Origin of the sequence: Ectothiorhodospira lacustris (assembly GCF_022227845.1) — a bacterium.
Classification (GTDB): Bacteria; Pseudomonadota; Gammaproteobacteria; order Ectothiorhodospirales; family Ectothiorhodospiraceae; genus Ectothiorhodospira; species Ectothiorhodospira lacustris.
On sequence record NZ_JAJNQN010000009.1, the window covers coordinates 106655 to 131122 of the forward strand.

Here is a 24468-nt window from a genome sequence, read left to right on the forward strand (position 1 = left end):
GCAGGTGCTCCGGAGGGGCGGCAGGTTAGCGGCCCCTTTGCCCTGCTGAGCGCAGGGAGAGCAGGGCGGGCGTCAGCACCAGCAGGGCCAGGATGCCCAGAGGCAGCAGCAGGCTCGGGGAGAGGATGTCCGTCATGCCCAGGCTCTGCGCCTGGGTCAGGCTGGACAACTCCGCCCCCAGACTCGCCACGACGAAGGAGATGGGCAGCAGCCCCAGAAAAGTGGCCACCAGTACATGGCGGAAGGGGATCGGAAACGCCACCGGCAGCATGTTGATCAGCCAGGCCGGTACCAGGGGGAACAGGCGCGCCGCCAGGATCACGCTGAAGGCATTTGCGTTCACCTTCGCCTCCATTTTCTGCAGTCGGTGTCCCCAGCGGCGATGGATGGGACCGCGGAACAGCCGGCGCCCCACGGCACCCACCATCACCGCACTGAAGGCCGAACCGGTGGCACTGAGCACGGCACCCAGCGGCGCCCCGAACAGGAAGCCGCCCGTGAGCATGAGCAGGAACCCCCCGGGAAACGGGGTGACCTTGCCGAAGGTCACGGCCACCACGTAGCCGGCGGCCATCGCCACGGGATGAAGCGCCGTCCACGCCAGCAGGGTTTCCTGGGATGCGACGACCCAGGCGGTCAGGTTGAACAGGGGCTCGTTCATCATTTGGTCTGAGGATTATAACCACTTGTGCTTTTTCGCCATTTTCGCTAGCCTGAGCGCCATTGTCAGGTTCACGCATCGGCAGTACCCGGGCTGCCGGCCTTGCCCCGCCATGGGGTCAAAGGTCGGCAGCCCTTTCCCGTGGGGCCATCCCCTTCATCACGAATAGCGCACGACCCCTCGTACAGGCCGGCGCAGGAGACATCGACATGCCCGTCATTACCCTCCCCGACAACAGCCGTCGCAGCTTTGATGCGCCCGTCACTGTGGCTCAGGTGGCCGCCGATATCGGTCCCGGCCTCGCCAAGGCCACCCTGGCCGGCAAGATCGACGACCGCCTGGTGGATGCCGCTTACCTGATCGAAGATGATGCCCGTCTGGCCATCATCACCGACCGCGATCCGGAAGGGTTGGACATGATCCGCCACTCCACCGCCCACCTCATGGCCCAGGCGGTGAAGACCCTGTATCCCGGCGCTCAGGTGACCATCGGTCCCGTGATCGAGGATGGGTTCTACTACGACTTCGCCTATGAACGCCCCTTCCATCCGGAAGACCTGGAAAAGATCGAGGCGAAAATGAAGGAGTTGGCCAAGGCCGATCTGCCGGTGGCGCGCCGGGTCATGCCCCGTGACGAGGCCGTGGCATTCTTCCGCGAGCAAGGAGAGGAATACAAGGCCCGCCTCATCGCCGACATCCCCACCAACGAGGATATCTCCCTCTACAGCCAGGGCGAGTTTACCGACCTGTGCCGCGGCCCCCACGTACCCGGCACCGGCAGGCTCAAGGCCTTCAAGCTTACCAAAGTGGCCGGTGCCTATTGGCGCGGGGACTCCAAGAACGAGATGCTCCAGCGCATCTACGGTACCGCCTGGCCCAACAAGCAGCAGCTGGAAGAGTATCTCCACCGCCTGGCGGAGGCGGAGCGCCGCGATCATCGTCGCATCGGCCAGGAGCTGAATCTGTTCTCCATTCAGGAGGATGCCGGCGGCGGCCTGGTATTTTGGCACCCTAACGGCGCCCGCATCCGCCGCGCCATCGAACAGTTCTGGTCCGAGATGCATGAGCGGGCGGGGTACGAGTTTCTGTATACCCCCCATATCGCCAACCTGGAGCTGTGGAAGACCTCCGGTCATGCGGACTTCTATGCCGAGTCCATGTACGAGCCCATGCAGGACGAGCATCAGGCCTTCCAGCTCAAGCCCATGAACTGTCCGTTCCATGTGCTGGTGTACAAGGATCGCCTGCGTTCCTACCGTGACCTGCCCCTGCGCTGGGCGGAGATGGGGACGGTCTACCGCCGCGAGATGTCCGGTGCCCTGCACGGCCTGATGCGGGTGCGCGGCTTTACCCAGGACGATGCCCACATCTTCTGCCGGGAGGATCAGATCGAGGCGGAGATCCTGCGGATCCTGGATCTCACCCTGGCGGTGCTGCAGGCTTTTGGTTTCGAGAACTTCGATATCAACCTGTCCACCCGCCCGGACAAGGCCGTGGGCTCGGATCACATCTGGGAGCATGCCACCGCCGCGCTGCGGGCGGCCCTGGAGAAGAAGGGGCTGGCCTATGAGGTGGACGAGGGCGGCGGTGCCTTCTACGGCCCCAAGATCGATATCAAGATCCGTGACGCCATCGGTCGTCAGTGGCAGTGCTCCACGGTGCAGCTGGACTTCAACCTGCCGGAACGCTTCGACATGGAGTACGTGGCGGACGACAACACCCGCAAGCGGCCCATCATGATCCATCGCGCCCTGCTGGGGTCGGTGGAACGCTTCTTCGGCGTGCTCATCGAGCACTATGCCGGTCACTTCCCCCTGTGGTTGGCGCCGGTACAGGTGCAGGTGCTCACCATCACCGATCGGCAGAACGATTATGCCCGTCAGGTGGCCGATATTTTGCGCGAACAGGGCTTCCGCGCCGACATGGACTTGAGAAACGAGAAGATCGGCTTTAAAATCCGCGAGCATACGCTTCAACGAGTGCCGTATCTGCTGGTCCTGGGGGACCGGGAAAGGGATACGGGTACAGTCGCCGTGCGTACGCGCGATGGGCGGGACCTGGGAACGATGGAGATCGATTCCCTGATTCAGCGTCTTTCCCTCGAAACCGCGAGCCGCGGCCATTCCATTTTGGAGGATTGACATATCAGCGCTGGTAAAGAGAACCGATTAAACGAGCAGATCAATGTGCCCCAAGTGCGTCTGATCGGTGAAGACGGCGAGAACATGGGGGTCATGCTGACGCGCGAGGCGATGCGAATCGCCGAGGAAGCCGAACTGGATCTGGTGGAAATCGTGCCCACGGCCGATCCTCCGGTCTGTCGGGTCATGGACTACGGCAAGTTCAAGTTCGAGCACAGCAAGAAGACGCAGGCTGCCAAGAAAAATCAGAAACAGGTTCAGATCAAGGAAGTCAAATTCCGTCCGGGAACGGACGAAGGTGACTACCAGGTCAAGCTTCGCAATCTAAACCGCTTTCTGGAGAATGGTGACAAGTGCAAGGTCACCATCCGCTTCCGCGGCCGTGAGATGGCGCACCAGGAGCTGGGTGCAAGGCAGCTCGACCGGATCGAAGCCGATCTGGGTGAGCTGGCGACGGTAGAACAGCGTCCCAAGATGGAAGGTCGCCAGATGATCATGGTGATCAGTCCGAAGAAGAAGTAAGCAGTCGGCAGTAAAAAGTAAAGGCAGTCGATAAGAAAACGGATGCATGGGTCCCGGTACACCTGTGCGTCTTGACCAACATGTCGCCAGCGAGGCGGCATCATCTGGAGTTCAAAGATGCCGAAGATGAAGACCAATCGGGGCGCCGCCAAGCGCTTCACCAAGACCGGCTCGGGCGCCTTCAAGCGTGCCCAGTCCCATCGTCGTCATATCCTGACGAAGAAGAGCACCAAGCGTAAGCGTCACCTGCGCGCCGCGTCTCACATCCATGCCTCGGATGTGGCCGCCGTGCGTCAGATGTTGCCCAATAGCTGAGCCGAGTCACCCAGGAGTTTTAGAGCATGCCCCGAGTCAAAAGAGGTGTAACCGCCCACGCCAAGCACAAAAAGGTGCTGGACAAGGCAAAAGGTTACTATGGTGCCCGCAAGAACGTCTATCGCGTTGCCGTGCAGGCCGTCACCAAGGCCGGTCAGTACGCCTACCGCGACCGCCGGCAGCGCAAGCGTCAGTTCCGCGCCCTGTGGATTGTGCGTATCAACGCGGCGGCCCGCGAGTTTGGCCTGTCCTACAGCCGTCTGATCGACGGACTGAACAAGGCCGGCGTCGAGATCGACCGTAAGGTGCTGGCTGATCTGGCGGTGCATGATCTGCCCGCCTTTGGCCGTATCGCCGAGCAGGCCAAGGCCGCCCTGGCGTAAGCACTGCGGACGCAGGCCCGCCCCCGTGCGGCGGGGGCGGGAACGTCAAGAGGGGAAAGGCCTGGCCTTTCCCCTTTTTGTTTTCAACGCAACGACGGAAGCTCCAAGTGGAATCCCTTTCCAATCTCACCGACGCGGCGCTCACGGCGATCCGCGCGTCCGCCGACCTGCGCCATCTGGACGAGTTGCGGGTGCAGTACCTGGGCAAGAAGGGCGTCATCACCGAACAGTTGAAGTCCCTCGGGGCACTGCCGCCGGAGCAGCGCCGGGAGGCCGGTCAGGCCATCAACCAGGCCAAACAGGTGGTGGCCGAGGCCCTGGAGGCGCGCCGCGAGGCCTTGGAACTGGCGGCTCGGGAGACTCGCCTGGCGGCGGAGACCCTGGATGTCACCCTGCCTGGGCGGCGTCAGGAATCCGGTGGCCTGCATCCCGTCACCCTGACCATAGAGCGCATCCAGGCCCTGCTGGAGCAGTTGGGTTTTGCGGTGGTGGAAGGTCCGGAGGTGGAGGACGACTACCACAACTTCGAGGCCCTGAACATTCCGTCCCATCACCCGGCCCGGGCGATGCATGACACCTTCTATTTCGATGCCACCACCCTGCTGCGTACCCATACCTCGCCGGTGCAGGTCCGAGTGATGGAAAACCAGGCACCGCCCCTGCGCATCATCGCCCCCGGACGTGTCTATCGCTGCGACTCGGATCTCACCCACAGCCCCATGTTTCACCAGGTGGAGGGGCTGGTGGTGGATGAGCAGGTGACCTTTGCCCATCTGCGCGGCGTGCTGGACGCCTTTCTGCGGGCCTTCTTCGAGCAGAACGATCTGAAGACCCGGTTTCGGCCTTCCTATTTCCCCTTCACCGAACCCTCCGCCGAGGTGGACATCCAGTGCGTGCAATGCGGCGGCCACGGCTGCCGGGTCTGCAAGCAGACCGGCTGGTTGGAGGTAATGGGCTGCGGCATGGTGCATCCCAATGTGCTGGGGCATGTGGGCATCGACAGCGAACGTTATTCCGGTTTTGCCTTCGGGCTGGGAGTGGAGCGCATGGCCATGCTGCGCTACGGGGTCAACGACCTGCGGCTGTTCTTCGACAATGACATCCGTTTCCTGCGCCAGTTCGTCTGAGAAAATTCTGAATCAGTCATTCCCGCGCAAGCGGGAATCCAGTCATGGACTGGACACTCCGTCACTCCCGCGTAAGCGGGAGTGACGGAGGGGCGGGAGTGACGGAGGGGAATTTGTTCAGTGTTTCCCTAACCCATTCCGAATCCAAGGTTGAGTATCTATGAAAATCAGTAATCAATGGCTGGGTCAGTGGGTGGATCACGGCCTGGCGGTGGACGCCCTGGGCCATCGCCTGACCATGGCGGGCTTGGAGCTGGACGCCGTCACGACGGTGGCGCCGGATTTTACCGGCGTGGTGGTGGCCCATGTGATCGCCGTGGAACCCCATCCGGACGCAGACAAGCTGCGGGTTTGTCAGGTGGATGACGGCAGCGGCGAGCCGGTGCAGGTGGTCTGCGGCGCGCCTAATGTGCAGGTGGGCATGCGCGCTCCCTTTGCCCGGGTCGGCGCGGTCCTGCCTGGCGATTTCAAGATCAAGAAGGCCAAACTGCGGGGGGTACCGTCCTTCGGCATGCTCTGTTCCGCCCGGGAGCTGGGTCTGTCCGAGGCCCATGAAGGTCTCATGTCCCTGCCGGACGAACCGGCGGCGGGCACGGACGTTCGTGTGCTGCTGGGGCTGGATGACCAGGTCCTGGAAGTGGACCTGACACCGAACCGGGCCGACTGCCTGAGCATGGCCGGGGTGGCCCGGGAGGTGGCGACCCTGACGGGCCGGCCCCTTCAGGTACTGGAAGTGCCGGCAGTGTCGGTGGCCTGTGAGGATGTCTTCCCGGTGCGCCTGGAGGCGCCCGCGGACTGTCCGCGCTATGCCGGTCGGGTGATCCGGGGCGTGAATCCCGCCGCGCCCACGCCGCTGTGGATGCAGGAACGTCTGCGCCGGGCCGGGATCCGCAGCCTGGGTCCCCTGGTGGATGTGACCAACTACGTCATGCTGGAGTTGGGTCAGCCCATGCATGCCTTCGATCTGTCCGTGCTCGATGGCGCCATCGTGGTGCGCCGGGCCCGGGACGGTGAGACCCTGGTATTGCTGGATGGCCAGGAACTCAAGCTGGGCGCCGATGATCTGGTGATCGCCGACGAAGGTAAGCTGCTGGCTCTGGCGGGCATCATGGGCGGCGAGGCCAGCGGCGTGACCGATGACACCCGGGATGTATTCCTGGAGTCGGCCCACTTCGTGCCCATGGCCGTGGCCGGGCGTGCCCGCCATCATGGCCTGCACACCGAGTCGTCCCACCGTTTCGAGCGGGGTGTGGATCCGGCGCTGCCCCTGCGTGCCCTGGAGCGGGCCACGCAGCTGCTGTGCGAGATCGCCGGCGGTACCCCGGGGCCGGCCAACGTGGCCGAGGAGGCATCTCAGGTGCCGGTGTGCGCACCCATTACCCTGCGGCCTGCCCGGGTGAGTCGTCTGCTGGGCCTGGCGCTGCCGCCCGCGCGGATGCGGGAGATCCTCGTTGCCCTGGGCTGCGAGGTGAGCGGAATGGGGGAGGCCTGGCAGGTCGCGGTGCCCTCGTTCCGCTTCGATCTGGCCATCGAGGAAGACCTGGTGGAGGAGATCGCCCGGGTTCATGGCTATGACGATCTGCCTTCCGAGCTGCCCCTGGTCCGCCCCGGCATCACCTGGCTGGACGAGGCGCGGGTGGATCCTCGCCGCCTGCGCTCCCGCCTGTGTGATCTGGGGTATCTGGAGGCCATCACCTTCAGCTTCGTGGATGAGGCCCTGGAGGCCGGGTTCTCCCCGGACACCCGGCCGCTCAGGCTGGCCAATCCTCTCTCTTCGGAGTTGGCGGTGATGCGCACCACCCTTTGGCCGGGGTTGGTGAAGGCGGCCCTGCACAACCTGCACCGCCAGCAGGCGCGGGTGCGCCTGTTCGAAGTAGGACTGAGGTTCGTGCCCCAAGACAATGGACTGAAGCAGGAAAAGGTTATCTCCGGCCTGATCTGCGGCGCCCTGTTTCCGGCGCAGTGGGGTCAGGCCGAGCGCCCGGTGGATTTCTTCGACATCAAGGGGGATGTGGAATCCCTGCTGGCCCTGGCGGGGCTGGACCGGCGGGTGAGCTGGCGGGCCGGCCGTCATCCGGCGCTGCATCCCGGGCAGTGCGCCGAGCTGTGCCTGGACGGGGAATCCCTGGGTTGGGTCGGCGCCCTGAATCCGGCGTTGGAAGCCGGGCTGGATCTGGAAACACCGGTGTTCCTGTTCGAGCTTTCACTGGAAAAGGTCTGCCGGGGGCGTCTGCCCGGATTCCGGGAGCAGAGCCGGTTCCCGGCCATTCGTCGCGACCTGGCCCTGCTGGTGGACACCGCCCTGCCGGCCGCCCGGGTGGTGGAAGTGATCGAAAGCGCCGGCCACGAAGCGCTCAGAGGGGTGAACCTGTTTGACGTCTATACGGGGCGGGGGGTGCCGGAGGGTAGAAAAAGTCTTGCTTTGGGCTTGATTTTACAGGATTTATCCAGCACTCTTACCGACGAAAAAGTGGACGAGATGATCCACGACATCGTGACCAAATTACAAGAAGAGGTTGGGGCGACCCTCAGAGCTTGATCGATGGCATTGACAAAGGCGGAGATGGCGGAGCGGCTGCATGAAGAACTCGGGCTTAACAAGCGTGAGGCCAAGGAGCTTGTGGAGCTCTTCTTCGAGGAAGTTCGCACCGCACTGGAGGTGGGGGAGCAGGTAAAGTTGTCGGGGTTCGGCAACTTCACGCTCAGGGACAAGAACCAGCGGCCCGGCCGTAATCCCAAGACCGGTGAGGAGATTCCCATTTCCGCCCGTCGCGTGGTGACGTTCCGTCCTGGTCAGAAACTGAAGGCGAGGGTCGAGTCCTATGCTGGAAGCGGGCAACAATAGCGAACTCCCGGCCATTCCCGGGAAACGTTATTTCACCATCGGGGAGGTCAGCGAGCTGTGTGGGGTGAAGCCCCATGTATTGCGCTACTGGGAACAGGAGTTCCCCTCCCTGAAGCCCGTCAAGCGGCGCGGTAACCGCCGTTATTACCAGCGACAGGATGTCATCCTGATTCGCCAGATCCGCAGCCTGCTCTATGAGCAGGGTTATACCATCGGCGGTGCCAGGCAGAAACTGTCGGGGCAGGAGGCCCGCGACGACACCTCCCAGAGTCAGCAGATCATCCGGCAGATGCGGCTGGAACTGGAGGAGATCCTGCACATCCTGCGGCAGAAGCCGTCGTGAAAAAATAGTAAGAATTTGGTCGCAAAAACACTTCACAAATGGAAAAACATACCCTACAATGCTGCACTTTCTCGGGGCGTAGCGCAGCCTGGTAGCGCACCTGCATGGGGTGCAGGTGGTCGGAGGTTCAAATCCTCTCGCCCCGACCAAATCCCGAAAAACCCGGCTCAAGGCCGGGTTTTTTGTGCCCGCCATTCGTCCTGTTCCCGCGAACCTTACCGAGGGTGCCGCGCATCATGAGTACCGAGGTCGTTCCAGAACACCGCCGGGACTGGCGCGCCGCCCTGGCCGTCTATCGGCATCCCCGGGTCCTCGGCATGCTGTTTCTGGGTTTTGCCGCCGGCTTGCCGCTGCTGCTGGTGGGGGGGACGTTCACCGCCTGGTTGCGGGATCTGGGGGTGGAACTGGCCGCCATCGGCTTTTTGAGCTGGGTGGGCATGGCCCACAGCATCAAGATTTTCTGGGCGCCGGTGGTGGACCGGATGCCCTTACCCTTCCTGACCCCTTGGCTGGGACGGCGGCGTGCCTGGATGATCCTGGCCCAGGGGGTGATCGCCCTGGGGCTGTTGGGTATTGCACTGACCGATCCCCGCGAGCATCTGTGGCTGGTGGCCGTCTGGGCGGTGCTGACCGCTTTTGGTTCGGCGACCCAGGACATCGCCGTCGACGCCTATCGCATCGAGGCGGTGAGCCGGGACCGGCAGGGCGCCATGGCGGCATCCTACATCTTCGGTTACCGAGTGGCCCTGCTGGCCGCCGGAGCGGGGGCGCTGCATCTGGCTGCCGTGGGGAACTGGAGTCTGTCCTACGGGGTGATGGCCGCGCTGATGGCGGTGGGCGTGATCACCACGCTGATCATCCGCGAGCCGGAGGTGACCACCAACAGCAGCACCCGGCGCCTGGAGCAGCGGGTGGTGGATTATCTGGATCGCACCGCCCATCGTGGTTGGCGTCGTCGTTTCACGGCCTGGTTCATCGGCGCGGTGATTTGCCCCTTTGCGGATTTTTGGCACCGCTACGGTAAGGTGGCCCTGCTGGTGTTGCTGTTCGTGGCCACGTTTCGCATCAGCGACATCTTCATGGGGGTGATGGCCAACCCCTTCTATCTGGACCTGGGCTTTTCCAAGACCGAGATCGCTAACGTGGCCGCGGCCTTCGGCCTGGCCATGACCCTGACCGGGGCCGCGCTGGGGGGGCTTTTGGTGATGCGCTTCGGCATCACCCGCATGCTCATTGCGACCGCCTGTCTGGCGCCCCTGACCAATCTGACCTTTTCCTGGTTGGCCACCCTGGGTCCGGAGCTGTATGGTCTGACATTTGCCATCATGGCGGACAACATCAGCGGGGGACTGGCCATTTCTGTGTTCATTGCCTATCTGTCGAGCCTGACCAACAGTGCCTATACGGCCACTCAGTATGCCCTGTTCAGCTCCATCATGACCCTGCCGGGCCAGTTCCTGGCGGGCTTTACCGGGCTGCTGGTGGAGCAGGTGGGCTGGGTCTGGTTCTTCATCTCATCGGCCGGCATCGGCCTGCCGGCTATCCTATTGGCGGTGCTGATCGCCCGCCTGGCCAATCCCGATCAGGTGGTCAGGCCCGGCCGCCCGGCGGAAAACCGCAGATGAGGTTCCATCGTGGATGATGCCGGACAACAAAAAAAGCAGCCCGGCCGCCGCCATGACGTTCTGCTGATGGTGGGCGGGTTTTATGTGCTCGCCAGTGTGCTGTCGGTAGGCTGGTGGCTGCAGACCCGGCAGACGGACATCTGGCCGCTGACAGCGGTGCTGCTCGGTCTGGGGATCGTCATCCTGGTGGCTTTGCTGTGGTTCCGTCAGCGGGATGTGGAACGGCTGGTGGTAGAACGCGGCCAGGCCCTGGAAAAGAACCGAACACTGATGCGTTCCATCACCGAGTCGGCCCGGGATGCGATCATCCTGATGGCGCCGGGCGGTCGGGTGGCCTTCTGGAATCCGGCGGCGGAAGCCCTGTTGGGGTTCTCCCGGGAGGAGGCGATCGGTCGTGACCTGCATGACATGATCATGCCCGGAGGTACGCCGGGCATGATCATGCGCAAGCTCTTGAATTTTGAAGGCAGCGGCTGCGGCAACGCCATCGGCCGGACCCTGGAATTGCAGGCCCGCTGCAAGGATGGACACGTGATCCCGGTGGAGCTGTCTCTGTCTTCATTGCATCTGGACACGGGCTGGCACGCGCTGGGTATCCTCAGGGACATCACCGACCGTAAGCAGGCTGAACGACGCTTGGTGCGTCTGACCGAATGTCTCTCCAGCATGGGGCCGAATTTCGACGATAATGCCCAGGATATCACCCGGCTGTGCGGAGAGCTGTTCGGCAGCGACGCGGCCTTCTACAACCGCCTACAGCAGGGGCGGTTGTGCAGTCTGGGGCACTGGAACCGCCCGCCGGGCCTGCCCCTGGAGGATGATCCCGAAGGCCATGTCTGTCATGGTCTGATCAAGGATACCGCCCTGGAGTGTCTCGTCATTGAGGATCTGGAGCAGTCCCCGTATTTCGAGACGGATCCGGCGATTCAGCGCTATGGTCTCAAGGCGTATTTCGGCCACAAGGTGTACTGCCGGGGTGAGGCGGCGGGCTCCCTGTGTGTGGTCTTTACGCGTCGTTGCCGACCGAGCGATGAAGAGCGGCGCCTGCTCACCCTGCTGGCCGCCGCCCTGGGTGCGGAGGAAGAACGTCACCTGGCGGTACAGCAGTGGCATGAGGCCAAGGAGCGGGCGGAACAGGCGAACCGGGCCAAGTCCGAATTCCTCTCCCGCATGAGCCATGAGCTCAGGACCCCCATGAATGCGGTCCTGGGATTTTCCCAGCTGCTGGAGGCGGATCCGGCGTTGGGGGAGGAGCAGCTGGACAATGTGCACGAGATTCTGCGCGGCGGCCGGCATCTGCTGGAGCTGATCAACGAGATCCTGGACCTGTCCCGCTTGGAGGCCGGCAAGATCGAACTGTCCCTGGAGCCGGTGGCCATGTCCTCGGTGCTGACCGAGTGCATTACGCTGCTGCGCCCCTTGGCGGATGAGCGACGGATTCGCCTGCATGTGAACAGCCGACAAGACCATGCCGTGCTTGGGGATCGCACCCGGCTCAAACAGGTGCTGATCAATCTCATGTCCAATGCCATCAAGTACAACCGGCCGGACGGTGATGTGTGGCTTGAAACTCGGATGGGTGGCGGTGGGGAGACGATCCGGGTGAGTGTGGCCGATACTGGGCTGGGTATTGACCCTGCGCGCATGGATGAGCTGTTCCAGCCCTTCAATCGCCTGGGTGTGGATGATCAGGCCGCGACGGAAGGGACGGGTATCGGGCTGACCATCGCCCTGCGTCTGATGGAGCTGATGGGGGGGGGCATCGGTGTGGAGCCACGGCAGGGGGGCGGGAGCGTGTTCTGGTTCGAGTTGCCGGCGGTGCAGGATGCACCGGTCCCGGTCCCGTCTCACAGGCCGTTCGGGGGTATTGCTCCGAGCGGGGGAATCGCCTCGGGTCACTGTATCCTGCACGTGGACGACAATCCTTCCAACCTGCGCTTGGTGGCGCAGGTCCTGGCCAAGCGTCCGGGGATTCAGGTATTGCAGGCACCGGGGGCGGACCTGGGGCTGGCCCTGGCGCGCAGTCATCGGCCGGATCTGATCATTCTGGACATCAACATGCCGGGCATGAATGGCTATCGGGTATTGAAGTCCCTGCGAGAGGATGCGGGGACGGCCGCCATACCGGTCTTTGCCCTGACTGCCAATGCCACCCAGCGAGATGTGATCCGGGGAAAGGAGGCCGGCTTTGATGAATATCTGACCAAGCCTCTGGATATCCCTGACTTCATGGCCCTGCTGGATCGGTACCTGGTCATGTCCATGGCGACGGACAGGGCCTCGGGTTGCCCGGAAAGCACCCCATGATGCAGCGATTCGTTACATCGCCCACGGAGCAGGTTCTGCACCTGGTCCTGCCGGGCCTGTTGACGCGCACCGCCGGCTGGCAGGCCGATTACGGCAATTTGGGGCGTTATCCCGCCCTGGAGTGGTTGTGGTCGCGGGGCGGCCCCACTCCCGTCCGCGCCGACGATCTGGAAACCCTGTTGTGCCGGCATTACGGTGCCGATACCGATGCCCCCGTGGCCGCCCTGACACGGCTGGCGGCTGTTGCGAACGTGCCGGCAGGGTACTGGTTCTGTGCCGACCCAGTGCATTTGACGGTGGGCACGGATGATCTGGTCCTCTCCCGGGTTGTCGGCCCATCGCTGACTGCCGCCGAGAGCGACGCCCTGGTCACCCTGATCAACGACCATTTTCAGGAGCGGTCCTGGCGGCTGCACAGTGCCGCCCCGGGGTACTGGCATTTGTGCCTGGAGCAGGATCCGGGCCTGTCCACCGTGCCCCTGTCCCGCGCCCTGGGGCAACGGGTGGGTGGTCTGCTGCCCAGGGAGAGTGCCGCTGCCCGGGCCTGGCAACGGGACCTGACGGAGTTGCAGATGCTTTTGTTCGGCGCGCCGGTGAATGCGGCGAGGGAGGCCCGGGGAGAGGTGACGGTCAACAGCCTGTGGCTCTGGGGGGGCGGGCGCTGGCCCTGTCCGCCGCCGCCCGCTGCGCTGGCGACCGCCCATGGCCACGGCGCGTTGCTGGAAGGGCTCTGTCGCTGGACGGGCACGCCCCTGCATCCCGTGCCGGAGTCGGCCACGGCGTGGCTGGCATCCGGGCCGCCGCAAGGCCATGTACTGGTGGTGCTGGAAGATCTCTTCCCGGCCGCCGCCGGGGATGATATCGAGGCCTGGATGAACGCAATGACGGTATTGGAGCAGAACTGGTTCGAGCCCCTGCGCCAAGCCCTGGCGCGGGGCCGGCTTCGGCACCTGATGATCCAGGGCGAGGATGGCCGGGGGGTACGGCTGGATGGCGGGTCCCGCCGCCGGTGGTGGCGGCGTTCCCGTCCGTTCGGGGAATGCGTGGTGGGCCTTGGTGCGGAGAGTGCCCGATGAAGGCCGCGCGCAGGCTGCAGCGGGGGCGGGCGCCGGCCGAAGGTGCTGATCTTCTGGCCCGGCTCTATGCCAACCGGGGTGTCCTGGACCCGGCGGAACTGGATTGCTCCCTGTCCCGTATGGTCCCGGTCGGTGCCCTGGGCGGGATCGATCGGGCCACGGCCTTGCTGGAACAGGCCCTGACCCGGGACCGACGGATACTGGTGGTGGGTGATTTCGATGCCGACGGCGCCACCAGCACCGCCCTGGCCTTGCGGGCCCTGCGGGCCATGGGTGCGGCGGCGGTGGATTACCTGGTCCCCAACCGGTTCGAGTATGGCTACGGGCTGACGCCGGAGATCGTGGCGGTGGCTGCCGATCGGGCGCCGGACCTGATCATCACCGTGGATAACGGCATCTCCAGCCTGGACGGGGTGGCGGCCGCGCGGGGCCGAGGCATGCAGGTACTGGTGACCGATCATCACTTGCCCGGTGCCCGGTTGCCCGATGCCGAGGCCATCGTCAATCCGAATCTGGCCGATGACCCCTTTCCCAGCAAGGCGCTGGCCGGGGTAGGTGTGATCTTCTATGTCATGGCGGCCCTGCGGGCCCGCCTGCGCGACAGGGGCTGGTTCGGGCTCCGGGGGATTCCAGAGCCTAATCTGGGCAGTCTGCTGGACCTGGTGGCACTGGGTACGGTGGCGGACGTGGTGCCCCTGGATCGCAACAACCGCATCCTGGTGGAGCAGGGGCTACGGCGGATGCGGGCAGGTCAGGCGGCACCGGGTATCCGGGCCCTGCTGCAGGTGGCGGGTCGTCATCCGGAGCGGGTGGTGGCCGCGGACCTGGGGTTTGCCGTGGGGCCGCGCCTGAACGCCGCCGGGCGCATGGATGACATGGCCATCGGCATCGAATGTCTGCTCGCCGATGACCCGGATCGGGCTCTGACCCTGGCACAGACCCTGGACGACCTGAACCGGGATCGGCGGGAGGTGGAGGCGCAGATGCAGGACCAGGCCCTGGACAGCCTGACCCGGCTGATGGATGAGCGGGGCCTGACGGGGGCGGGCGGCCATGGCTTGTGCCTGTATGAGCCGGAGTGGCATCAGGGGGTGATCGGCATCGTCGCCTCCCGCATCAAGGACCGGGTACACCGGCCGGTGATCGCCTTTGCCGATGCCGGTAACGGGCAGCTCAAGGGGTCGGCCCGTTCCATCCCCGGGCTGCATATCCGGGATACCCTGGATGCCATTGCCTCGACCCATCCGGGCCTGGTGAGCAAGTTCGGCGGGCATGCCATGGCGGCGGGTCTGAGCCTGTCGGCGGACCGTTTCGAGGCCTTCCGGCAGGTGTTTGACGAGACCGTGCGTCGGTTCGTCGACCCGGCGGATCTGGAGGGGGTGATCTGCAGTGACGGCCCGCTGGCACCCCATGAGCTCACGCTGGAGACCGCCGAGGCCCTGCGCGCCGGCGGCCCTTGGGGACAGGGATTCCCGGAACCCCTGTTTGACGGCGAGTTCGAGGTGCTGGAACGGCGTTGGCTGAAAGGCAGGCATGTGCGCCTGCGTCTGCGCCATCCCGAGGGCGGGGAAGTCGTTACCGGCATCGCCTTCAACGCCGATCCGGCCCAGTGGCCGGAAGGGCGGGATCGGGTGCATCTGGCCTATCGGCTGGACAGCAACGAATACCGGGGCCTGTGTTCCGTCCAGATGGTGGTGGAACACGTTTTCTGAGGGCTACATCCCGGCCATCTGCAGCACCAGGGTCGCCACGGCGAAATACATCACGATGCCGGCCACGTCCACCACCGAGGTGACCAGCGGGGCGCTGGCGGTGGCCGGGTCCAGCTTGAAACGGGCCAGGATGAAGGGCAGCACCATGCCGAACATGCTGCCGGTGATGACCACCAGCACCATGGAGATGGCGATGGCAATGGCCACCTCGGTGCCCCCCAGCCACAGGCCGATGAGCCAGACCGCCAGTCCCAGGGTGATGCCCAGGCTCAGGGCCACCAACAGCTCCTTGCCCCAGAGTCGGAACCAGTCCCGGGCCTGCACATCGCCGGTGGCCAGGGCGCGCACCATCAGGGTGGAGGCCTGGGCCCCTGCGTTACCGCCGGAGGCGATGACCATGGGCAGGAAGAAGACCAGGGCCACCACCTTCTCGATGGCCGTCTCGAAAAAGGCGATGGCGGCACCGCTCACGATGTTCACTGCCACCAGGATCACCAGCCAGCCGATGCGCTTGCGGTAGAGCATGCCCGCGGTGGCGTCCTTCACGCTCAGGTTCAAGACCCCCACCGAGCCCATCTTGTGGAAGTCCTCGGTGTCTTCCTTCTGTACCACGTCCATGACGTCATCCACGGTGATGATGCCGGCCAGGGTGCCGTCCGCGTCCACCACGGGCAGGGCCTGCAGGTCATAGCGACCGATGAGGCGGGCCGCCTCTTCTCGGTCTTCCTGGGTGTGGATGCTGATCAAGTCCCGGTGATAGTGTTGCGCCACCTGGGTGCGGGGGCGGGAGAGCAGCAGGTCCTGAAGGCTGATCCAGCCCAGCAGACGACCCCCTTCGCCGGTGATGAAAAGGGTGTTGAGGGTTTCGCCAACATGGGCCTGTTCACGCACGTGATCCAGGGCCTGGCGTACGGTCCAGTCGGGGGAGAGGGCCACGAACTCCGGGGTCATGAGGCGGCCGGCGCTGTGCTCCGGGAAGGCCAGCAGGGCCTTGAGCACCTGCTGGTCCGCCTCCGGCAGCATCTCCATCAGGGAGTCCGTGTGCGCGTCCGGTAGTTCGTCCAGGATGGCGGCGGCATCGTCATAGGAGAGTTCGCCGATGAGGCGGGTCTTCTCCTCGTCGCTCAGGTCTTCCAGCAACTCGGTCTGCAGGCCGGTGTCCAGATAGGCGTAGACCGCGGAGGCTCGCTCCGGCGGCATCAACCGCATCAGGCGCACCCGGTCGCTCCGGGGCAGTTCCGGCAGGGCGTGGGCGATGTCCGGCTCAGCCGGATCCGCCAGCACCGCCTGGACGGCTTCCCAGTCCTGCTCGGCCAGCAGGGCCGGCAGATCGGCCAGGCCGGGACGCTCCGGGGTGGCAGTCTCGCTCATGTCATAGGCCTCCGCCGGCGGGCAGATTCAGGATGGCCACCGCCAGGCTGAAATAGATCAGGATCCCCGCCACGTCCGCCACCGAGGTGACCAGCGGGGCACTGGCGGTAGCCGGGTCCAGGCGCGCCAAGCTGAGGATGAAGGGCAATATCATCCCCACCATGCTGCCCACCACCACCACGATGGCCATGGCGATGGCCACCAGCAAGGCGATCTCGGGTCCGCCGCGCCACAGTCCTACCGCCGACACGGCGATACCCATGGTCAGACCCAGGGACGTGGCCACCAGCAGTTCCTTGCCCCAGAGCCGGAACCAGTCCGAGGATTTCACATCCCCCGTGGCCATGGCGCGGACCATCAGGGTGGAGGCCTGGGCCCCGGCGTTGCCGCCGGAGGCGATGATCAGGGGCAGGAAGAATACCAGCACCACTACTGCCGCGATGGTGTCCTCGAAGCTGGCGATGGCGATGCCGCCGAACATGTTCAGGAACACCAGCACCAGCAGCCAGCCGATACGCTTGCGGTAGAGCAGGGCGGGTCCGGCATCCCGCAGGCTCAGGTTGAGGGCGCCCACCGAACCCAGCTTGTGGAAGTCCTCGGTGGTCTCCTCTTCCACCACGTCCATGACGTCGTCCACCGTGACGATGCCCAGCAGCACACCCTCGTCATCGGTGACCGGCAGTACTTCCAGGTCATAGTGCTGGATCAGGCGGACCGCCTCGGCGCGATCTGCGGTGACCGGGATGGTGATCATGGGCTCCGTGCCCAGGCTGGAGACCGGCTCATCGGCCCGACCCATGACGAAGCGGCCCAGAGGGATGCTGGTCAGCAGGCGACGGTCCTCGTCGGTGACGAAGATCACGTTCGCCATCTCGCCCCGCGCCTTCTGTACCCGGATGAAGTCCAGGCTGTCCTGGATGGACCAGTCCGCCGCCACGGCCACGAATTCCGGTGTCATCAGGCGACCGACACTGTTGTCCGGGTAGTCCAGCAGGGTGAGGGCACGACGGATGGCGCGAAAGGGCAGCAGGCGCAGCAGTCGGCGCACCTCGTCCCGGGGCAGGTCCTCCAGCAGGGCGGTGAGGTCGTCGGGCAGCATCTCCGACAGGATGTGGCGGGCATCGGCCTGGGCGACGCGGTCCAGCAGGGCATGCTGGTGATGGGGGTCCAAATAGGAAAAGACGTCCACCTTGCGGCCACGGGCAAGGGCATTGAAGACCCGCTCCACGGCGTCATCCTCCAGGGCCATCAGCACATGGGCGATGTCCTGAATGCGCATGACGTCCAAGGTCCGGCGCAGATCGCTCTGGTCTTCCTGCTCCAGGAGTTCACGGATCGCAAGCAGGTACTGTTCGAATTCCAACTCCATCGGCAGCCTCCCAGGCCGGTATGGGCCGAGACGGAACATTCGCAAAGGACGCACTCCATCCGCGGCAACGGATGGCACGAGGAGGGCCGCTCAAGCGATGCGTGTTAAGGGAACCGAGGACGGCGCCATCGGCATCGGCCGCCTCTGGGTGCAGGGCGACTGATTATAGCAATCCGTCCGGCAGTGCGGAATGTTTCAGGGCAGCACAGTTACCTGGGCGGTGTCACGCACTTCCTCGTAGAGCGTCAGCATGCGTGCTGCCATCTCCCGTGCGCTCCAGGCCAGGGCGCTCTGCCGTGCCTGCAGCGACAGGGTCTGTTGCAGGCACGGATCGGACAGTAGCCGGATCGCCTGCCGGGACAGATCCCGATCATCCTCGGCCACCAGGGCCCCCTGACCGGATGACAGGATATCCCGCGTCCCCATGACGGCGGTGGAGACCACCGGGACCCCCAAGGCCATGGCCTCCAGCAGGACCAGGCCCTGGGTCTCGGTACGAGAGGCGAAGACGAAGCCATTGCCCGCCCGGTAGCAGTCCAACAAGGTGGTGCGCCGGTCCAGGTAGCCGGCAAAACGAATGGTCTGCTCCAGCCCCAGTTGCCGGGTGAGGCGGCGGACATGGCCCATGGCCGGGCCATCGCCGGCGATCACCAGCATGGCGCCGGGGATGGCCCGGCGCACGGTCACCATCATGTGCAGCAGGGCATCGATGTTCTTCTCGAAGGCAATCCGACCCACATGAACCAGCAAGGGGGTATCTTGGTCGATTCCCATACGTTGTCGAAACGCCATGCCGTCCCCGCCGACGAAGGCCTCCTGGTGAATCCCGGTGGGGATGATGGACATGGGCGTTCGCACCCCATAACCCGCCAGGACCTCGGCCATGGCCCGGGAGGGGACGACGACCGCATCCACTTGATTGCACTGGCGTCGTGACAGACGCCGTGCCACGGACCGCATCCAGGTCCGAGGCAGGAAGGAGAGGTAATGGAACAGGTATTCCTCGAAATAGGTATGGTAGGACTCCACCACCGGGATACCCAGGCGCCGCCCCAGTTGCAGGCCCGCATAATGGGCCACGAAGGGGGTGTGCACGTGGATGAGGTCAAACCCCTCACCGGCCAGTTCATCGGCTCGGGCCAGAATCCGGCGCGGTTTCATCATCCGGTCTTCCGGGTCCAGGATCACGTAGCGGGAGGGGATGCGCAGGATATGGGATTCCCCTTCATGCCCGGTAGGATAAGCCGGTGCAATCAGGGTGACGTCATGGCCTTCCCGGCGCAGCTGGCGCCGGAAGGTGGCAATGGAGGTGGAGACGCCGTTGATGCGGGGGAAGAACACATCACTGATCATCAGGATCTTCACTGTCCGCTGCGCTCCCCTAAGGTGTCAGGATCGGCCTGTTGGGGCCGTTTCGGCCGCTGATGTTAAAGTTTTCACATGACGATTCGGTGAACAGGGTGCCCATGGACAACCGGCAGATACAGAACACGGATCCGCAGATCCCCGCCCATCCTCCGGCGCTGGTGCAGCTGGAGGCAGTGAGCAAGCGATTCCGGGAAGGGGGGACGGAACGGGTGGTCCTGGACCGGGTGACCGCCCGGATCAATCCCGGCGAGATCGTGGCCCTGGTGGGGCGTTCCGGCTCGGGCAAGTCCACGTTGCTGAACCTGATCTGCGGTATCGAGGCCCCGGATGCCGGCAGAATCCTGGTGGAAGGGCGGCGGCTGGATACCCTGAATGAGCGCAGCCGTACCCTCTATCGGCGCCGCGGGGTGGGGTTCATCTACCAGTTCTTCAACCTGATCCCCACCCTGACGGTGGCCGAAAACGTGGCCCTGCCCCTGGAACTCAACGGCGTGCCGGCGAGGGAACGCCGCCGGCGTGTCGCGGCCCGGCTGGCGGCGGTGGGGTTGGCGGACCGGGCCGATGCCTTCCCCGATCGGCTTTCCGGTGGTGAACAGCAACGGGTGGCCGTGGCCCGGGCCCTGGCCCATGAACCGCCCTTGTTGCTGGCGGACGAGCCCACCGGCAATCTGGATGCGGAGACCGGGGCCCAGGTGATGGCCTTGTTGCAGCGTCTGGTTCGGCATCAAGGGCGGACGCTGGTGCTGGTGACTCACAGTCCAGAGGTGGCGGTCATGGCCGATCATGTCTGGGAACTGGTGGACGGTCGCCTGCAGGCACGGGGTGAGGCATGACGGGGCTGCCGGCCCGGGCCCTGGTCCGGGATCACCGCCGCCATCCCTGGAATCTGGTCTTTGCCGTCCTGGGCGTGGCCCTGGGGGTGGCTATCGTGGTGGCGGTGGAGATCGCCAACAGCAGTGCCTCCCGGGCCTTCGAGCTGTCCATGGAGACGATCACGGGACGAACCACCCACCAGCTCATCGGTGGTCCCGGTGGCTTGGACGAAGGACTTTATACCCGGCTACGCCGGGAAGGGTTCCGTGACAGCGCCCCGGTGGTGGAGGGCCATGTACGGATCCAGGGCGAGACCTTCACCCTGCTGGGGCTTGAGCCCTTTGCCGAGCGTCCGTTCCGGGACCATGCCGTCGGTGGCCGGGACGGACGTATCAACCGCCTGATCACCGAGCCGGGCACGGTAATGCTGGCGGCGCCGACGGCGGCGCGGCTGGGTCTGGCGGAGGATGAGACCTTCTTCCTCACGGTGGGTACGACGCCCCATGCGGTGACTCTGGTGGGCATCGTGTCGACCGACGAGCCGGGGCTGGGAGGATACGTGCTGGCGGATATCGCCACCGCCCAGGACCTGTTCCGGCGCCACGGCCGTCTGGACCGCATCGACCTGATCCTGACGGATGAGAGGCAGATGGCGCGGCTGCGGGAGATGCTGCCGCCGGGTGTCCGGCTGGAGGCGGCCGAGGCTCGCACCCGGGCCACCGCCGAGTTGTCCCGGGCCTTTCATGTCAATCTGCTGGCCATGAGCCTGCTGGCCCTGTTGGTGGGCGCCTTCCTGATCTACAACACCCTGACCTTTGCCGTGCTCCGGCGGCGTCATCTGCTGGGCAACCTGCGCATGCAAGGCATGACCCGGGCGAGTGTGTTCGGACTGATCATCGCCGAGGCGGCCTTGCTGGGCCTGGTGGGCAGCCTGCTGGGCCTGGCGGCCGGGGTCGTGATCGGACAGGGGCTGGTCCAACTGGTCACCCGCACGGTCACGGACCTGTATTTCGTGGTCACGGTGACTCAACTGGCCCTGGGGCCGGCGGTGATCCTCAAGGGGCTGCTGCTGGGCCTGGGCGTGACCCTGATTGCCGCCTTGGGGCCTGCCTGGGAAGCGGCGGGCGTGAGTCCCCGGGAGGCCCTGCGCCGCTCCGGGCTGGAACACCGGGTGCGTCGGGTTCTGCCCTGGCTGGTGCCGGCAGGCGGGCTGCTCATGCTGGCAGGTTTCATGCTGGTGGACTGGCCCGGCCAGGGTCTGCTGCCGGGGTTTTTCGCCCTGTTCCTGCTGATCCTGGGCTATGCCTGTCTGATCCCGCCCCTGGTATGGCTCATGGCCCGGTTGCTGTCCGGCCCGCTGGGCCTTGGCTTTGGGGTGCCCGGGCGGCTGGCGGCCCGAGGCATTGGCGCCGGTATCAGCCGGTCTGGTCTGGCGGCCACGGCCCTGGCCATCGCGGTGTCGGCGACCGTGGGGGTGGGGATCATGGTGGACAGTTTCCGCAGCAGTGTGGGTCTGTGGCTGGGGCAGACGTTGCAAAGTGATCTCTACGTCAGTGCCCCGGGCCGCTCCGGCTTGGGGGTGAATCCGGTGTTGCCGGACGATCTGCCGGCCCGGGTGGCGTCGTTGCCGTCGGTGGCGGAACTGAGTACCGCCCGGCGGGTCCCTCTGTACACCCCCCGGGGACCGCTGGAACTGATGGCTATCGACCCTTCGGTGCAGACCCCTGACGGTTATGTCTATCTTGAAGGGGCCTCACCGGCCCGGATCTGGCAGCGCCTGGCGGCCGAGGAGGTGATCCTGATCTCGGAACCGCTGGCCTGGCGCAAGGGCATCGGTGTCGGCGACAGCCTGGCCCTGCCCACGGACCGGGGCGAGCGGACCTTCGAGGTGGTGGGGGTGGTGCAGGACTACAGCGCGGCTCAGGGCATGGTCACCCTGCATCGGACGCTCTATGACCGTTACTGGGATGACCCCGGCGTGGCGGCGCTGCGGCTGAGCCTGGCCCCCGGGGTGAGCCTGGAAAGCGGGCTGTCCCAGCTCCGGGCGCTGGCGGTCACGCTGGATGAACCGGTGCTGATCACCGCTGCTGGTGAGATCCATGCCCAGTCCATGGCCATCTTCGATCGTACCTTCGCCGTTACCCATGTGCTGCGGCTGCTTACCGTGGGGGTGGCTTTCATCGGCATCCTCAGTGCCCTCATGGCCCTGCAGCTGGAACGGGCACGGGAGCATGCGGTACTGCGGGCCACCGGCATGACCCCCTGGCAGTTGGGGGGCATGGTGACCCTGCAAAGCCTGCTGCTGGGGCTTGCCGCCGGTCTGGCGGCGATCCCCCTGGGGATCCTCATGTCCGATGTCCTGATCCAGGTGATCAATCAACGTTCCTTCGGTTGGAGCATGATCCGGACCCTGCCGCCGGCGGTGCCGGGGGAAGGGCTGCTGCTGGCCCTAACGGCATCCCTGCTGGCCGGCGCATATCCGGGGTATCGCATGGCCCGGGTGCGCCCGGCCGAACATCTGCGGGAGGCATAGCCCATGTGGATCCGGAAGATATGTCCTGCCGTACTGGCCTTGGCACTCGCGTGGCTGACGGCCTGCGCGCCCGAGTCCGGGCCGCTGGACGATGAACCCCTGGATGCCATGGTCCTGCTGGGGGGGGACATCGATGAGGGGTATGCGCGGGCCGTAACGCCTCGGCCCTTCGTCTTCCCCGACGATCACGGCCCTCATCCCGAGTTTCGCAACGAGTGGTGGTACATCACCGGCAACCTGGACGATGAGGCGGGGCGCCGGTTCGGCTACCAGATCACTTTCTTCCGGCTGAGCCTGGTGCCCACGGTCCCGGAATCGGCGTCGGCCTGGGCCACCAATCAGGTCTGGATGGCCCATCTGGCGGTCACGGACGTGGCGGGGATCGGTCATCGGGCCTTCGAGCGCTTTTCCCGGGGCGCCATGGGCCTGGCCGGGGCACAGGTGAATCCGTTCCGGGTCTGGCTGGATGACTGGGTGCTGGCATCCGATGAAGGCAATGACTTTCCCTGGCGGCTGACGGCCACCTCCGGCGACATCGAACTGGAGCTTCGACTGATACCGCAAAAGCCCCATGTGCTGCAGGGAGACCGGGGACTGAGCCAAAAGTCTGCGGCGCCCGGCAATGCCTCCCACTACTATTCCTTCACCCGCCTGCAGACCGAAGGCTCGCTCCGGGTCCAGGGACGTGAACATGCCGTATCCGGTCTGTCCTGGCTGGACCGGGAGTGGAGTACCAGCGCCCTGGAGGAGGGGCAGGTGGGCTGGGACTGGTTCTCCCTGCAGTTGGCAGATGGGCATGATGTCATGTACTACCGCTTCCGGCGGGAGGACGGCAGCGAGGATCCCTTCAGCAAAGGGCTGTGGGTGACACCGGAGGGTGATCATTCCCTGATCACCTTCGAGCAGGCGCGCCTGGAGGTGCTGGAGCGCTGGACCGGACCGACGGGGCATCGATATCCGGTGGCCTGGCGCCTGCATCTGCCGGCGCAGGGGCGGGTGCTGGAGATCCGGGCGGTGCGTCCGGATCAGGTGATGGATCTTTCAGTCCGTTACTGGGAAGGGGCGGTGGATGTGCTGGAGGCGGGGGAGGCTGCCGGGCGAGGGTATGTGGAGATGACGGGGTATTGATGGGAGCGGGGATATTTTCGGCTAAGATGGAGCCATAAGGCATTCGTTCCAAGGAGTTAACTTTTGATGAATAATAGTTATGAAAAACCTTACGGGAAGATCATTCGTATCTGGGATCTGCCCACCCGCCTCTTCCACTGGTCTCTGGTGATCCTGCTCTTTGGGTTGTGGTACACCAGCCGGGATGTGATGACCCTGAACTGGCATATGTGGCTGGGCTATGCGCTGATCGCCTTGCTGCTGTTTCGGATCATCTGGGGGGTGATGGGTACCCGCTCCGCCCGTTTTTCGGATTTTCTCGCCGGCCCGGTGACGGTGTTCGAGTATTTCAAGGGATTGTTCAGCGGCGACGGTCATCGCCATCCCGGCCATAACCCCATGGGGGGCTGGGCGGTGATGATCATGCTGGGATTGCTGATGTTCCAGTCCGTTACCGGCCTGTTTGCCAATGATCAGATCTTCAACCGAGGACCCTTTTCCCGCATGGTGTCATCATCCACCAGCGACTGGCTCACCGGGCTGCATAAGCTCAACTTCGATCTGATCCTGATCATGGTGGGTATCCATGTCACGGCGGTACTGCTGTACTGGGTGGTGAAGCGGGATAATCTGATCCTGCCCATGATCACCGGCCGTAAGCGGGTGGCCTGGTATGGGGCTGAGGATGTGCGGTTTGCCAGCCTGTGGCTGGCGGTGCTGCTACTGGCTGTTTGTGCCGCTCTGGTGTGGTTGGGGATCACCTACATCCCGTGATGTGATGGCCCATCGGATCCATCCCCCCCCGGGGGGGGGGGGGGGGGGGGGGGGGGGGGGGGGGGGGGGGGGGGGG

General features: G+C 65.0%; 20 protein-coding genes and 1 tRNA gene. 17 read left to right on the forward strand and 4 right to left on the reverse strand.

The window, feature by feature from the left end; genetic code table 11:
• Nucleotides 1-25: 25 nt before the first annotated feature.
• Entirely contained in the window at nt 26-664 is a 639-nt protein-coding gene (locus LQ956_RS08420; RefSeq protein ID WP_238629701.1) for a TVP38/TMEM64 family protein, read from the reverse strand.
• A 206-nt stretch (nt 665-870) separates the two neighbouring features.
• Here LQ956_RS08420 and thrS point away from each other — a divergent pair, with 206 nt between their 5' ends.
• From thrS to recJ, 13 genes are all read left to right on the forward strand, one after another.
• Nucleotides 871-2802, forward strand: a complete 1932-nt coding sequence (gene thrS, locus LQ956_RS08425) for a threonine--tRNA ligase (protein WP_238629700.1) — start codon at nt 871-873, stop codon at nt 2800-2802.
• Nucleotides 2803-2805: 3 nt separating this feature from the next.
• Nucleotides 2806-3324 carry a translation initiation factor IF-3 gene (infC, locus tag LQ956_RS08430; protein WP_238621655.1) on the forward strand — a complete coding sequence of 173 codons (519 nt, stop codon included), beginning with the start codon at nt 2806-2808 and terminating at the stop codon, nt 3322-3324.
• Between the two features lie 117 nt (nt 3325-3441).
• Nucleotides 3442-3639 carry a 50S ribosomal protein L35 gene (gene rpmI, locus LQ956_RS08435; protein WP_238621628.1) on the forward strand — a complete coding sequence of 66 codons (198 nt, stop codon included), beginning with the start codon at nt 3442-3444 and terminating at the stop codon, nt 3637-3639.
• A gap of 26 nt (nt 3640-3665) precedes the next feature.
• Nucleotides 3666-4022, forward strand: coding sequence for a 50S ribosomal protein L20 (gene rplT, locus LQ956_RS08440; RefSeq protein WP_200174030.1), 357 nt, complete (start codon nt 3666-3668; stop codon nt 4020-4022).
• A gap of 107 nt (nt 4023-4129) precedes the next feature.
• A complete protein-coding gene (pheS, locus tag LQ956_RS08445) occupies nt 4130-5149 on the forward strand; it encodes a phenylalanine--tRNA ligase subunit alpha (RefSeq protein ID WP_238621629.1) in 1020 nt (339 codons plus the stop codon).
• A 160-nt stretch (nt 5150-5309) separates the two neighbouring features.
• A complete protein-coding gene (gene pheT / locus LQ956_RS08450) occupies nt 5310-7688 on the forward strand; it encodes a phenylalanine--tRNA ligase subunit beta (protein WP_238629699.1) in 2379 nt (792 codons plus the stop codon).
• A 3-nt stretch (nt 7689-7691) separates the two neighbouring features.
• Nucleotides 7692-7994 (forward strand): integration host factor subunit alpha, encoded by a 303-nt coding sequence (gene ihfA / locus LQ956_RS08455; RefSeq protein WP_238621631.1) that lies wholly within the window; start codon nt 7692-7694, stop codon nt 7992-7994.
• Complete coding sequence (locus tag LQ956_RS08460) at nt 7972-8337, forward strand: MerR family transcriptional regulator (RefSeq protein WP_238621632.1); 366 nt, start codon at nt 7972-7974, stop codon at nt 8335-8337. Before ihfA ends, LQ956_RS08460 begins: the two co-directional genes overlap by 23 nt.
• A 72-nt stretch (nt 8338-8409) precedes the next feature.
• Nucleotides 8410-8486, forward strand: a tRNA-Pro gene (locus tag LQ956_RS08465).
• 87 nt (nt 8487-8573) lie between these two features.
• A complete protein-coding gene (locus tag LQ956_RS08470; RefSeq protein WP_238629698.1) occupies nt 8574-9962 on the forward strand; it encodes an AmpG family muropeptide MFS transporter in 1389 nt (462 codons plus the stop codon).
• Between the two features lie 9 nt (nt 9963-9971).
• A complete protein-coding gene (locus LQ956_RS08475; RefSeq protein WP_238629697.1) occupies nt 9972-12269 on the forward strand; it encodes an ATP-binding protein in 2298 nt (765 codons plus the stop codon).
• Nucleotides 12266-13345: a hypothetical protein gene (locus LQ956_RS08480; RefSeq protein ID WP_238621635.1), complete on the forward strand. Its 1080-nt coding sequence runs from the start codon at nt 12266-12268 to the stop codon at nt 13343-13345. The genes LQ956_RS08475 and LQ956_RS08480 overlap by 4 nt, the downstream gene beginning before the upstream one ends.
• Nucleotides 13342-15057 (forward strand): single-stranded-DNA-specific exonuclease RecJ, encoded by a 1716-nt coding sequence (gene recJ / locus LQ956_RS08485; protein ID WP_238621636.1) that lies wholly within the window; start codon nt 13342-13344, stop codon nt 15055-15057. Before LQ956_RS08480 ends, recJ begins: the two co-directional genes overlap by 4 nt.
• Before the next feature lie 3 nt (nt 15058-15060).
• Here the strand turns inward: recJ and mgtE (LQ956_RS08490) are convergent, their stop codons facing one another.
• The 3 genes from mgtE (LQ956_RS08490) to LQ956_RS08500 form a co-directional block, all read right to left on the reverse strand.
• Nucleotides 15061-16428, reverse strand: coding sequence for a magnesium transporter (gene mgtE / locus LQ956_RS08490; RefSeq protein WP_238629696.1), 1368 nt, complete (start codon nt 16426-16428; stop codon nt 15061-15063).
• A gap of 1 nt (nt 16429) precedes the next feature.
• Entirely contained in the window at nt 16430-17797 is a 1368-nt protein-coding gene (mgtE, locus tag LQ956_RS08495) for a magnesium transporter (protein WP_238621638.1), read from the reverse strand.
• Between the two features lie 195 nt (nt 17798-17992).
• Complete coding sequence (locus tag LQ956_RS08500) at nt 17993-19162, reverse strand: glycosyltransferase (protein WP_238629695.1); 1170 nt, start codon at nt 19160-19162, stop codon at nt 17993-17995.
• Between the two features lie 101 nt (nt 19163-19263).
• Between LQ956_RS08500 and LQ956_RS08505 the strand changes: the two genes are divergently transcribed.
• The 4 genes from LQ956_RS08505 (at nt 19264) to LQ956_RS08520 (ending at nt 24392) form a co-directional block, all read left to right on the forward strand.
• Nucleotides 19264-19998: an ABC transporter ATP-binding protein gene (locus LQ956_RS08505; RefSeq protein WP_238629694.1), complete on the forward strand. Its 735-nt coding sequence runs from the start codon at nt 19264-19266 to the stop codon at nt 19996-19998.
• Nucleotides 19995-22511 carry an FtsX-like permease family protein gene (locus LQ956_RS08510; protein WP_238629693.1) on the forward strand — a complete coding sequence of 839 codons (2517 nt, stop codon included), beginning with the start codon at nt 19995-19997 and terminating at the stop codon, nt 22509-22511. Before LQ956_RS08505 ends, LQ956_RS08510 begins: the two co-directional genes overlap by 4 nt.
• A gap of 3 nt (nt 22512-22514) precedes the next feature.
• Nucleotides 22515-23639, forward strand: coding sequence for a lipocalin-like domain-containing protein (locus LQ956_RS08515; RefSeq protein WP_238629692.1), 1125 nt, complete (start codon nt 22515-22517; stop codon nt 23637-23639).
• A gap of 66 nt (nt 23640-23705) precedes the next feature.
• The gene (locus LQ956_RS08520; protein ID WP_238621642.1) at nt 23706-24392 is read left to right on the forward strand and encodes a cytochrome b/b6 domain-containing protein; all 687 of its coding nucleotides are present in this window, start codon (nt 23706-23708) and stop codon (nt 24390-24392) included.
• Nucleotides 24393-24468: the final 76 nt, after the last annotated feature.

Excerpts from the sequence above, each read along its gene's own strand:
- LQ956_RS08420 (WP_238629701.1), bottom strand. The coding sequence starts at position 664 with ATGATGAACGAGCCCCTGTTCAACCTGACCGCCTGGGTCGTCGCATCC.
- thrS (WP_238629700.1), top strand. The coding sequence starts at position 871 with ATGCCCGTCATTACCCTCCCCGACAACAGCCGTCGCAGCTTTGATGCG.
- rpmI (WP_238621628.1), top strand. The coding sequence starts at position 3,442 with ATGCCGAAGATGAAGACCAATCGGGGCGCCGCCAAGCGCTTCACCAAG.
- rplT (WP_200174030.1), top strand. The coding sequence starts at position 3,666 with ATGCCCCGAGTCAAAAGAGGTGTAACCGCCCACGCCAAGCACAAAAAG.
- pheT (WP_238629699.1), top strand. The coding sequence starts at position 5,310 with ATGAAAATCAGTAATCAATGGCTGGGTCAGTGGGTGGATCACGGCCTG.
- ihfA (WP_238621631.1), top strand. The coding sequence starts at position 7,692 with ATGGCATTGACAAAGGCGGAGATGGCGGAGCGGCTGCATGAAGAACTC.
- LQ956_RS08460 (WP_238621632.1), top strand. The coding sequence starts at position 7,972 with ATGCTGGAAGCGGGCAACAATAGCGAACTCCCGGCCATTCCCGGGAAA.
- LQ956_RS08470 (WP_238629698.1), top strand. The coding sequence starts at position 8,574 with ATGAGTACCGAGGTCGTTCCAGAACACCGCCGGGACTGGCGCGCCGCC.
- LQ956_RS08480 (WP_238621635.1), top strand. The coding sequence starts at position 12,266 with ATGATGCAGCGATTCGTTACATCGCCCACGGAGCAGGTTCTGCACCTG.
- recJ (WP_238621636.1), top strand. The coding sequence starts at position 13,342 with ATGAAGGCCGCGCGCAGGCTGCAGCGGGGGCGGGCGCCGGCCGAAGGT.
- mgtE (WP_238629696.1), bottom strand. The coding sequence starts at position 16,428 with ATGAGCGAGACTGCCACCCCGGAGCGTCCCGGCCTGGCCGATCTGCCG.
- mgtE (WP_238621638.1), bottom strand. The coding sequence starts at position 17,797 with ATGGAGTTGGAATTCGAACAGTACCTGCTTGCGATCCGTGAACTCCTG.
- LQ956_RS08505 (WP_238629694.1), top strand. The coding sequence starts at position 19,264 with ATGGACAACCGGCAGATACAGAACACGGATCCGCAGATCCCCGCCCAT.
- LQ956_RS08510 (WP_238629693.1), top strand. The coding sequence starts at position 19,995 with ATGACGGGGCTGCCGGCCCGGGCCCTGGTCCGGGATCACCGCCGCCAT.
- LQ956_RS08515 (WP_238629692.1), top strand. The coding sequence starts at position 22,515 with ATGTGGATCCGGAAGATATGTCCTGCCGTACTGGCCTTGGCACTCGCG.
- LQ956_RS08520 (WP_238621642.1), top strand. The coding sequence starts at position 23,706 with ATGAATAATAGTTATGAAAAACCTTACGGGAAGATCATTCGTATCTGG.